The 11,456-nt window shown below is 57.6% G+C and carries 6 protein-coding genes; 1 reads left to right on the forward strand and 5 read right to left on the reverse strand.

Annotated features, from left to right (window positions below; genetic code table 11):
- Window positions 1-2 precede the first annotated feature (2 nt).
- The 5 genes from VMJ32_02200 to VMJ32_02220 form a co-directional block, all read right to left on the reverse strand.
- Window positions 3-1,673: an efflux RND transporter periplasmic adaptor subunit gene (locus VMJ32_02200; GenBank protein ID HTQ37808.1), complete on the reverse strand. Its 1,671-nt coding sequence runs from the start codon at window positions 1,671-1,673 to the stop codon at window positions 3-5.
- A gap of 56 nt (window positions 1,674-1,729) precedes the next feature.
- Complete coding sequence (locus VMJ32_02205) at window positions 1,730-2,326, reverse strand: MarR family winged helix-turn-helix transcriptional regulator (protein HTQ37809.1); 597 nt, start codon at window positions 2,324-2,326, stop codon at window positions 1,730-1,732.
- A 188-nt stretch (window positions 2,327-2,514) separates the two neighbouring features.
- The gene (locus tag VMJ32_02210) at window positions 2,515-4,524 is read right to left on the reverse strand and encodes an efflux transporter outer membrane subunit (GenBank protein HTQ37810.1); all 2,010 of its coding nucleotides are present in this window, start codon (window positions 4,522-4,524) and stop codon (window positions 2,515-2,517) included.
- Between the two features lie 449 nt (window positions 4,525-4,973).
- A complete protein-coding gene (locus VMJ32_02215; protein HTQ37811.1) occupies window positions 4,974-9,056 on the reverse strand; it encodes an autotransporter domain-containing protein in 4,083 nt (1,360 codons plus the stop codon).
- 218 nt (window positions 9,057-9,274) lie between these two features.
- Window positions 9,275-10,570, reverse strand: a complete 1,296-nt coding sequence (locus VMJ32_02220) for an NAD(P)/FAD-dependent oxidoreductase (protein ID HTQ37812.1) — start codon at window positions 10,568-10,570, stop codon at window positions 9,275-9,277.
- 235 nt (window positions 10,571-10,805) lie between these two features.
- Between VMJ32_02220 and VMJ32_02225 the strand changes: the two genes are divergently transcribed.
- Window positions 10,806-11,456 (forward strand): TolC family protein (locus VMJ32_02225; GenBank protein HTQ37813.1); only part of this gene is annotated, 651 nt, incomplete at its 3' end.

Consider the following 11,456-nt stretch of genomic DNA (forward strand, 5'->3'; position numbering starts at 1 on the left):
CGTCACTTGGCTCCCTTACCGCCGCCTTGATCGCCACCTTTTTGTCCACCTTGTCCACCGCCGCCCGGCCGGTTGCCGCGGAAGAACTGCGGCGCGAACGGATTGGTTTCGCCCGCTTGGTCGGTGGCGTGAACTTCTCCGACGACTACCTCCAAGCCCGGTTGCACATTGTCGCCGCTGATTTCGGTTACTTGATCGTCGCTGTCTCCCTTACGAACTTCCAGGGGCCGCACATAGTTGCCGTCTTTCACCCACAGCGTACCATGATCGTCGCGATTTTTTGCCCGTCGACTATGTCCTTCGCCTTTTTTACCCGCTTTTTCACCTTTGGCTGCTCCTTGATCTGCCGGAGGAGTGCCAACGGGCGGAGTGCCATCGGTTGTCGGAATAGACCCTTTGGCATTGTCTGGCGCATCGGTATTGGCCAACTTTTCGGCGTCGGCAGCGCCAGATTTCTCACCATTGGCGGGAGCATCTTTACCGACTTTATTTTCACTACTTTCTTTGCCTTCAACGTCATGTTCTTTTCCGGGGGCGGCGGTTTTTAAGGCCTCGCGCGCGTCCGGGGCAATTTGTTCCGGCCGTGGCTGCCAACGCAGGGCCGCATTGGGCACAAGCAATACGTCGCTGTGCTTTTCGACTTCAAATTTGACCGGGTCGGTCGTCAGATACGGCAGCAATTTCAAATTCGAATTATCGGTATCGATCACCACGGTATACGTGACGACGTTCTGATTCGACTGCGCGTTCAGTCGGATTTGCGAGACTGTGCCGTGAAAGTTCTCCTCGGGAAACGCTTCGACCTGAAACGACACGGGCATGCCCAAATGCAGGCGGCCGATGTCGGCCTCGTTCACGCTGGACCAAATTTGCAGCTTGCTGAGGTCCTTGGCGATGAGAAACAAACTTTGGGCGCTGAACGTGGCGACCACAGTTTGCCCGACATCCACGCGGCGGGCCACGATTGTGCCTTTCACAGGGGAAGTGATTTTTGTGTAGCCCAAGTTGGTATCGGCCAAATTCAGCGCGGCTTCGGCTTGCACAATCGTGGCTTGTCCAACATCGACATTCGCTTTGGCAACTTCGTAATTTGCCTTCGCCTGATCGTAGTCGCTGTCGGAAATGGCTTTGATCGGCTCCAGGGCGCTGGCATCAAGCTTAGAGCCTGTGGGGGAAAGGCTGGGCAGCTTGATGTTTTTGAGGGTCTGGGCACGATTCCAGTCGGCTTCGGCCTGATCGCGATGGGCAATTAACTCGCCCAAATCAGCCTGGGAGCGCTGCAAAGTGGCCTTGGCCTGATCGTCTTGTGCTTTGTAGACCGCCGGATCGATCGTGGCCAGAACAGTTCCGACATCGACCGGGGAACCATAATCGATATGTTTGCCATTGAAGGCCGGATCGTAATCAACGCTCTGGGGTCGAAGGGTCGTGTCACTTACGCCCCGCGGGTCGGGACCCAAACTCAAAACTGGGCCCACGATTTGCGCCCCCACGTCGACCACTTCTTCCGGCTCCAAGGTTCCAGTGGCGTTCACGGTAATCACCAAATTGCCGCGCGTAACTTCCGCGGTGCGGTAATTGGCCGTCGGCTCAGTGCCGATGAATTTAGAGTAAATGGCGGCCCCGCCGGCAATGAGGCCTACTAAGACAAGGATAATTGCAGTGATTCGCATGGTCGTGTGTGTCGTCGCAGGCTGCGTGCATCCGGGACTGTGATCGATGTGGTTTGTTATTTGCTCCCGCCGCCTTCACTTGTACTTGCGCGCTTGCCATTAGCTCTCTTGCCGTTGGCATGGTGGTTAGCACCATTGCCACTGGCATCGTGATTGATTGTTTTGGCCGCCGAACAGGCATTCAGAAGCACCTTTAACGTCGTCAATACATTTGTACGATCTTGCGGAGGCAATTGCTGCAGAGCGTCTGAAGCCCGTTGGATACGGCAGTTTTCGCGCAGCCGCATGATCCGTTGAGCGCGCGGCGTTAGTTGCAACGAACGTACTCGACGATCGGAGCCTTCGAACGCGCGCTTGACCAGGCGAGCTCGTTCCAACCGGTCGGCAATTTGCGTCATGGCCGGCAGCGACACGCCCAATTCTCGACTGAGCGACGTCATGGAGCGCGACCCCTCGTACAATAGAGCGCAAACCCGCAACTGACGCAGCGGCAGATCCGAGGCTTGATCGTCCACAGCAAATAGATCTCGCATGAGCGACATGAGTAGATTGGTTACATCTTGGGCGAGGGGTTCTACGAAGTGATCGCTCGGCCGATGCCCAGCATTCAGGCCGTTTTGAGGCAAAGCAGCGATCGGGGCTATTTGTTTCATGCTCATATACTATTAACACACATTAACTAAGTCAAGTTCCGCCAGGGCGCGCAAAAACTCCTCAACATGGACAATCAACATGCCATTAGTTATGCCGTAACCGAATGCTACCATGCGGCTTATGGCAAATAGTCATCCCTGGAAAGAATTTGCGGCCGGCGGGCCAGCGGAGCCTTGAATTAAGGCCCCTATTTTGAATTTGGGGCCGACAAGGATGGGTTGGCATCGGTGGGTGGAAGCGGCGATAACAAGGGTGCGGAGGAGGGGAGAGTAGTCGCCGATGGAAGCCGTAAGGGTGTGCTTGTTGGCGCCGTCGCCGGCAGCGTGAGCGGGGCATCTGACTGAGATGTCGATGGGAGTGTGAGTGGAATTGCTGGTGGTGTCGTAGTTGGCCTGGGGTTCGCCGGGACCGTCCTTGGAGCAGGAGACATGGGCGCTGTGGCCGGCGTCGAGGATTTCGGCATATTGGCAGGCGCGGGGGTCGGTATGGCTGTGGTAGGGGCTGTGGATGATGGCAAATTCGATGTTGCGGGGGACATCGGAGCCGTGGCAGGCGGTGGCGAAGTAGGCGTGGGTGGAAGCGGAACTGAAGGGGCAGACGGAGTTACCGCCGGAGCGCCTTCAGTAGGGTTCAAGGGCATCGCGGGCAATTCTTGCGGCGGCGTCAGGATTTGTTCGGGCGGGACCGGTGGTGCATCGCTAGGTTGGGATGTTGTATCCACGCCAGCAACCGTTGGCGCGCATCGAATTTGCCAGCCACCGCCCAAGGCGCGATAGGTTTCGATCAGGCCCAATGCAATTTGGCCTCGGGATTGGGCCCAGAGGTCTTGCTGCTGGATGAGGTTTTGCAGGATGACGGCGTAACGATTGAAATCGGCGCCGGCGCCGGCAATGGTTGTTGGATTTTCGTATTGGGCAATGACGACTTCCAGGGCAAGGTAGGCGGCATCAACGCTGTCGCGCAGCAATTTGGCCCGCTCTTGAGATTTGAGGAATGTCACGATGCCATCTTCCACTTCCTCATCCGCCGAGAGGACGGTTTGCTGATACGTGGCCACGAGTTCTCGCAACGTGGCATCCTGGAGGCGAACGTTGTTCACCAGGCGACCGTAGTTCAAGACGTTCCATTGGAACGAGGGGCCTACGTTGCTGTTGAAGGCCTGCGGCGTGAACAAATTGCCAAGCCTGGCGGCTTGCCAGCCGAGTGTGCCATTGATGGTGAAGGCGGGATATAAATCGGCCTCGGCGATGCCGATTTGTTCGGCCTGTGAGGCGGCATTGCGTTCGGCCGCCCTGACGTCGGGGCGGCGGCGAAGCAAATCGGCCGGCACGCCGACGACGATGGTTTCGGGAGTGACGGGGATATTTCGCTTGGGCGCGGAGTTCAACAGCGGTTCGATATCGACCGTGGGAATGCCCAACAGCGTGCAGAGCGCATTTTCGTTGGACCGCATGTCGATTTGCAATTGGGCAATTTGGGCCTGGCTTTGTTTCAAATTGCTGAGGGCCTGGGCGTGATCTAAATCGGTAATGCCATGAAAGCCCGACTTGAGTTGGGTGTCGATAAACGTGAGGACGTTTTCCTGTACCTTGACGGTGTTATCCAAGAGACGGATGCGCTCCTGATCGGTGCGGACTTGGACGTAATCAGTCGCTACGTCGCCCAGCAGCGTGACGAGGGCGTCGTCGTAGTTGTAGACCGAGGCATCCAGCGTTTCGTCGGCGGCGATAATGGCCCGGCGGAAACGTCCCCAAAAATCCAATTCCCAATTCAAATTGAAATTGAAATTCCAGGAACTGAAGAAGTTTTGTCCGACGCCGAACCGGGTATAGCTGCCGTTGGCCGTTTGGCTTTGCGGAAAGAATTCACCGCGCGCAATTGCCAGTTGCGCGCGGGCTTCCAACACCCGAAAGCCGGCTTCGCGGAGTGTGAGGTCTTGCTGGTAGGCATTGACCATCAACTGATTCAAGAGCGGATCGTTCAAGACCGTCCACCAGGCAGACAGGTCATCGCACTGGCTTCGGACTCGTTTGTCGGATTCATCAATCCAATGCTCGGCCACCAGAGCCGGGGGGCGCTTATAATTCGGACCGACCTTGAATCCGTTGTGGATATAGTCGCGAAAACTGGTGCATCCGCTGAGGAGCACCATGAATGCCGCCGCCGGCGTAGTCCAGCGCCGTAAAAAGCTGAGCATTCGCGCGTCCTCGAAAAGGCAACGTGAAGGGAATGACCGTAGATACAAAACCTCAGCCATGTTCTCTCTGGCCGGGGTTGGCGGATACGTTCGGTGGCCGACAATGCGGAGGCGATAAACGTGATGGCCGAAAGGTAATGTCAAAAACCGTAGAAATGCGACAACCGGCTTTTGTGTTGCTATCGACAAAACAGATACAACCGAACCTTGCGAAACAAATTCGGCATTAGCACCGGAAATGGTGGCAAAGTCACCGCCGTTTGCCAGAGCAGAAAACGAATACTGAAGTGCAATCGCTGCAGCGACTTAGAGAGCGGAGACAGCGAAATCTGTGGTGGCAACAGCGCAGAGCCGGAACAATCGATAATTCCGGAAAAGACGGCGAGGATTTCCTGGCTTCACCGAATTCGGACGGGAGAACGCGCTTTGCCCCATCGAGCCGAGGACGACTACCAGCGGTAACCGAGACCGCCGGAGCCGGTGTTGTAGGTCACTTGGGTATTGGTCTGCAAGTCGTAATTCACAAACATGCTCCATCCGTCAAGCATTTCCCAAGTGAAGCTGGCGCCCATGACACCCCAATCCCGGCCCATGTCCAGGCCGCGGACGATGAAAGGCGAACCACCCACGGGAACCATCGTCGCGGTGAGACTGGTGTCGGCATCTAAGTATTCGTGGAGCCACATGGCATGAATTTCCGGCAGCGTCCGGCGACCGGCGTGGTTGATCATGGCATACTGCAGGCGGGCGCCCACCATGGTGCGGAGGGAATTGGTGGTATCGCTGCTGCCGCTCAGATTCACCGCGGTGTTGGAACCTCCGGTTTCGGTAAAGTCGTTTTGTCGGACATAGATGTATTGGACAGCCGCGAAGGGTTGGACCACATAATTGCAAGATTGGAAGCTCATGCCGCGTTCTGCGTACACGAACGATTGCCAATCGGTATAGTCGGAGGTGTTCCCGCTAGTCAGTCCGTTGATGGAAAGGTTTCGATTGGTGGTATCGCCATCGAATTCGAAGCCGCCCAGCAGGGTGTAATAATTGAAGCCATCGTCGGCGAAAACATAAGCGCCGAACTGACCACCATTGATGGTGGCATTTTGGCCGTTTTCGGTATTGGCGCCGGCGCCCACGTAAGCGCCGTAGAAGCCCAGTAGATGGCAATCGTCTTCCCAGCGTTCCAACCCGGCAACCACGCCACCCATGCCGAAGGCCGCGCCGGTGGCGTTGCCATCGGAGTCGGCGCTGCCGCCCATGCCGTAGCCAATTCCCCAGGCTGACCAGTGCGAGCCACAATCGTCCGGGCAGCTTTGCAGCTCCGGCTCACCGTCAGGTCCGGCGCTAACCAAGGCGATGGGAGCTGAGCCAGGCCGAGTAGGCGAGCCATCGTCGGCCACGGCCAACGCGCCGCCGGGAACGAATGGAGCGGCCCGTAACCGGGCAGCAATTTGGCCAATGACGATATTGGTGTCGTTGACCGTCAATTGGGCCAGCGTGGGATGAATGTCGCCGCTGAGTTGCGTGAGGGCGGCACGGGCTTGGCTGGCATTGGTGATGCCGTTCAGCGCCGTGATGAGCGCCTGGAAATCGGTATTGGTATTGGTGTCATTATTGGTGATATATTTGCCCACCTGAATTTGGTTGAACGTTACTCCCGGAGCCGCAAAATTGTTGGACAACGTGAAGTAGATGTCGTTAGCTTCCGGGTGCAGGGTGGCCGTCACAAAGATGTTTGTGGTATCGGCGCTGGCAAAACTTCCGCTGATGCCGGTGCTGGCCGTCAAGAATGTGTAATGCGTTGCGCCGGTCTTATCGAAATTGCCAGAAGACAAATCGACGTGCAGCTTCGAATCGTCTAGCTGAGCGTTTCCGGTTACCGCCAATTGGCTTACGTTTTGGGCATTGTTGTCATTCACCGACACGTTCATGGTGGTGCCGGGCGCAGCGAACGTGTAGGTGCCGGTGACGCTAAGAGTGCCGGTCAAGTTGCTGGCGTTGCCCGGGGTCAAAGTGCCGCTATTGTTCACGCTATTGCTAATGGTGCCGATGCCGCCCAAGGTTGCACCAGAGGCCACGGTGGTAGCGCTGGTGATACTTCCGTCGACGTTCAATTGACCGGCGTTGACATTGGTTACGCCGCTGTAATTACTGACGCCGGATAACGTGAGCAGGCCGGTTCCTTTCTGCGTCAAGTCGCCGCCGCCGCCAATGGCGTTGGCGACCGTCACGGAATCGGTTCGATCGAACACCAAAGTGCCATTGTCCGTAACAGCGCCGGTGCCCAGCGCGCCCGTTGTGCCGGCATTGCCAATTTGCAAGGTGCCGGAATCGATGGTGGTGGTTCCCGAATAGTTATTGCTCCCGGTAAACGTAACCGTGGAGGAATTGGCATCGATCACGACGTTGCCTGTGCCGCTGATCGCTCCGGCATAGGTGCCATTGGTGCTTTGGCTGAAATCGACTGTACCGGGGCTGGTGGCCGTAATGTTCCCTTGCAGGCTGGTGGTGGTGCCTTGCAGGGTGCCGTCGGTCACGGTTGTTCCGCCGGAATAGGTATTCGTGCCGGACAGCACCAGGGTGCCATCGCCCGATTTGGAAAGCGAACCGCTGCCACTGAGGCTTTGGCTCACGGTGAAAGAGTTGGCGACGTCGTCAATATCAAAGCCGCCGTTGAAAGTCGTGTTGTTAATCGTGTGGTTGTCCAAATTATGAAGTGTGTTGCCGGTAACTTCCAAGGTGCCACCGCTGAAGGTGACCGCGCCATTGCTGGAGGTGCCGCCGAGATTGGCATCGCTGGAAATCGAGACGGTGCCGCCGGAGTTGAGGGTGGTGCCGCCGGTGTAGGTGTTTGTACCGCCTAAGACAATGGTGCTGCCACTGTTGGCGGTGACTGCTGTGTCGCCGGAGATGTTTCCGTTCGCGGTAAGCGTGCCGCCGTTGCCGACAATCGAGTCGACGTTGGAAATGTTGCCAGCCAACGTTTGTGTGCCCGCTTGCATCACGATAGAGGAACCGGTGGTGCCGCTAATCGTTCCCGCGTAACTTGGCGTACCGGTGGTGTTGTCGATGGTCATCGTGGCGCCGCCTAAGTTCACAGCGGCTCCTGCTGTGGTGCCGTTCAGAGAGTTCGCGGTAAAACTTACACTGTTGGCGTTCAACGTGCCATTGACGGTGTAATCGGCCGTGGGCAGCGAGCCGGCGTCGCCAGTGCCGCCGTTGAACGTGTTGCCGACCCCGATGTTGACCGTGCCGCTGGAGAAATCTGCAGCGTTCCCTGTGTTTGTCAGAGTGAGCGATCCGCCGCCAGCGCCGTTCAGCACCAAAGAACCGCCAGCGCTGGTAAGCGAGCCAGCATACGTGTCGCTGGTGGTGGTGCCGTCGTTAAACGTGCCATTGGTGCCAAGGTTCAGGAGTGCAGAGCTACTGGTGCCGCTGAGCGAGCCCACGGTGGCCGAGCCGCCGGTGACATCGAAGGAGCTGCTGTCGTTGAGAGTTAACGCTCCGGTAAGGGTGGCCGTGCCGCCTGTGCCAGTGCTGAACGCAGCGCTGTTGCTTTCGGCGAGCGAAGCCAAGTTAGCAGTTCCGCCGGACAAAGAAATGGAACCGCCGGAGAAGGTCGTCGCGCCAGTGACGTTCAAATTTCCGCCACTGCCGATGGTCACCGTGCCGCCGGATATGGTGGCCGTACTCGAGAAGTTCAAGGTTCCGCCGCCGGCATCAACCGTGCCGCCGGATATGGTGGCTGCATTGGTAACGGTTAAGGTTCCGCCGCCGAGGGTAAGACTGCTGCTGTTGGATTGATTGAGCGAATTGAAGGTCGACGTGGCGCCACCTAAAGTAATGGATCCGCCGGTATTGGTCACATCGCCCAAATCGGAATTGAAACCGGCAAAATTGAGGGTGCCGCCGGAAATGTTATAGGTCACATCGGGTAAAGCATTCGCCGCGCCGGCCTGAATGGTTCCGGCGTTGAGGGTGACGGTGCCCGTTTCGCCGCTATTGTCAGCGTCGAGGAACAGCGTGCCGGCGCCGTTTTTGGTGATTCCACCAGCGCCGCTAATAGCGCCCATAATAGTCGTGTCATTTGACCCACTTATAATCAACGGGTTTCCGTTCAAATTGACCGTGCTGCCGAACGTCAAATCGCCGCTGGCGGCGTTCCAGGTTTGCGGATTGTTGAGCACAATGGCATTGTCGATGATTTGCGTATTGGAGCTGTTGTTGGTAACCCCGCCACTGCCAATCGTCAACTGCATATCGTGGAGCGTGAATGCACTGGCGCCGGAGTCAAATGTGAGCGACAAAATGCTCCAGGGGGAATCGACATCGGGCGTGGTCCGCGTGCTTCCGGCCATATGGATCGGCGCAGTGCCGTCGTTTGTCGGAGGAGCTGACCAGTTGGCGTTATCGCTCCACAAGTCGTCAGCGCCGCCGCCGGTCCAGACTTGGGCACGGGCGATGGCGCCACTTAGTGCCGTGATGGAAACCATCAGACCCACGATTGGCCCGATCCGAAGTCGTTTCCCGCTCATGTGCAATTCTCCATACAAGCAGAGGGAGTGCGTGCGAGAACACTTCGCGCGCAAAGCCGCAATCTGCTGCTAGAAAATTCTCGTCAGGAAAAGCAGGTAGAGTTTAACGATTCTGCCGATTCTGCCGCTTGTAACGCTAGCGGGAAGATGTTCTGTCACCCAAGATCGGTAAAGATGCCAGCACGTGGAAGCGGGGTTAATCGCCCTTCGCCGCGTAGTTACTGATCTGTTTGCTGCGGTACTTGGGTAATCAACCTGGCGGCGCGGTTGCGTGTGAAATAAGTCCAGCCCCATTGCAGGAGAACCAGAATTCGGCTTTGGTGCTGCACGATATTCATCAGATGAATGACGAGCCAAATCCACCAGGCGAGCCAGCCGGAGATTTTGAAGGGGCCAATATCGGCGACGGCGGCATGCCGACCGATTGTGGCCAGGCTGCCCAAATCGCGGTATTTGAACGGCGGCAGTGTTTGGCCGCGCAGTCGAGCGGCAATGAGCTTGGCCACATACCGTCCTTCCTGAATGGCCGGCTGGGCGACGCCGGGGAGCGGTTTGCCATCGCTGCCAGTGAAATTTGCTAAATCGCCGATGATGAAGATTTCCGGATGCCCGGGCACGGTGCAATCTGGCTGAACGATCACACGGCCGGCCCGATCGAGCTGCGCTCCGGTTGCCTTGGCCACGGCTTTTCCCAAGGGGGATGCTTGCACGCCAGCGGCCCACAGCACGGTGCGGGCGGGAATTGTCTCGGTTTGCACGGCGTTGGTCGGACCGCTTTGGACGGTGACAAAATCGGCTTGCAAGTTGGTTACTCGGTTATTCAACCGCACTTGGGTTCCCAATTTTTCCAAAGATGCCTGGGCCTTAGCCGACAATTGCGGCACAAAGGCGGGCAGCACCCGATCGGTGGCTTCGATCAAAATGACCTCGGCATCGGCGGGATTGATGCGGCGGAAATTGCCGCGCAATGTTTCGCGGGCCAATTCGCACAAGGTGCCGGCCAATTCCACTCCGGTCGCTCCCCCGCCAACGATCACGAAAGTGAGCCAGGCGCGAATTCGGGCTGGATCGGATTCGCGTTCGGCTTCTTCAAACGCCGTGAGCACCCGGCCACGGATCGCGGTGGCGTTTTCGATGCTTTTTAAGCCCGGCGCGAAGGGTTCCCATTCGTCGTGGCCGAAGTATTGATGGCTGACGCCTGTTGCGACGACGAGCGTGTCGTAGGGAATTTTTCCGTCACGGAGAATCACTTGCCGCGTGGCGGCGTCGATTTCTACAACTTCACCAAGCAGCACTTCGGCATTGGCCTGCTTGCGAAAGACCGATCGCAAGGGCGCGGCGATATTGGCCGGCGACAAACCGCCGGTGGCCACTTGATACAGCAGGGGCTGAAAAAGATGAAAGTTGCGGCGATCGACCAGCGTAACTTCCACCGGCGCACGGCGCAGCTTGCGAGTGACATTGAGGCCGCCGAATCCGCCGCCGATCACCACGACTTGATGCGTTGCTTGCATGTCGGGCCATTATCGCCGCATTTTTGCTTGTGTGAAGCCACTTCCAGGCAGCATGGGCAAGCTGCGCGAGAAAATCTTAATACTTTGGCTGTTCCTAGGACGTAAGATTCTCCGATAACGCAGATGGTACTGTAGATTAGAGCGTCTTGCGTTTTATCTGCGCACCAGCCGTCCCGGGGCTAGGACCGGGCCATGTGCGGCTTGAACAACAGCCCGCGAGGTTCAGGGAGGGATTATGCGGGGGGCGATTCGGGGAAAGATTTCCAGCGCGGGGCGGCCTGCGCTATTATTGACCGCGGTGTTATTCGCTGCGCTTTCTGTCGCGGGCTGCACGCCGTGGGACGAATATCGGGCCAACGGGTACAAGGTTGGTCCGAATTATCACCGGCCTCGGGCGGAAGTCGCCGATCAGTGGATCGACGCCAACGACAAGCGGCTGTCGTCGGAAGAACCCGATCTGAGCCATTGGTGGACGGCGTTCAACGATCCGCAACTCACGGATTTGATCGAGTGCGCGGCGCAGCAGAATCTGACGCTCAAAGAAGCGTGTTTTCGCATATTGCAAGAGCGAGCGGCGCTGGCGATTGCGGTCGGCAACCTGTTTCCCCAAACGCAGCAAGCCGTGGGGGGATATTCGCGCGATTCCATCAGTACGCTGGCGGCCAATCAGCAATTTTTGCCGCAGCGTTTTTTCAACAATTGGGACCTGGGCTTCAACCTGGCGTGGGAATTGGATTTTTGGGGCCGCTTCCGGCGAGCCATCGAGTCGGCGCAAGCGGATTTGAATGCTTCGGTCTTCGACTATGACGACGTGCTGGTAACGCTCTTGGGCGACGTGGGGAGCACGTACATCCAAATTCGCACGCTGCAACAACAGATTGAATAT

Source organism: Pirellulales bacterium, from assembly GCA_035499655.1.
Classification (GTDB): Bacteria; Planctomycetota; Planctomycetia; order Pirellulales; family JADZDJ01; genus DATJYL01.

Coding starts and splice junctions, on each gene's coding strand:
- VMJ32_02200 (HTQ37808.1), bottom strand. CDS start 1,673: ATGCGAATCACTGCAATTATCCTTGTCTTAGTAGGCCTCATTGCCGGC.
- VMJ32_02205 (HTQ37809.1), bottom strand. CDS start 2,326: ATGAAACAAATAGCCCCGATCGCTGCTTTGCCTCAAAACGGCCTGAAT.
- VMJ32_02210 (HTQ37810.1), bottom strand. CDS start 4,524: ATGCTCAGCTTTTTACGGCGCTGGACTACGCCGGCGGCGGCATTCATG.
- VMJ32_02215 (HTQ37811.1), bottom strand. CDS start 9,056: ATGAGCGGGAAACGACTTCGGATCGGGCCAATCGTGGGTCTGATGGTT.
- VMJ32_02220 (HTQ37812.1), bottom strand. CDS start 10,570: ATGCAAGCAACGCATCAAGTCGTGGTGATCGGCGGCGGATTCGGCGGC.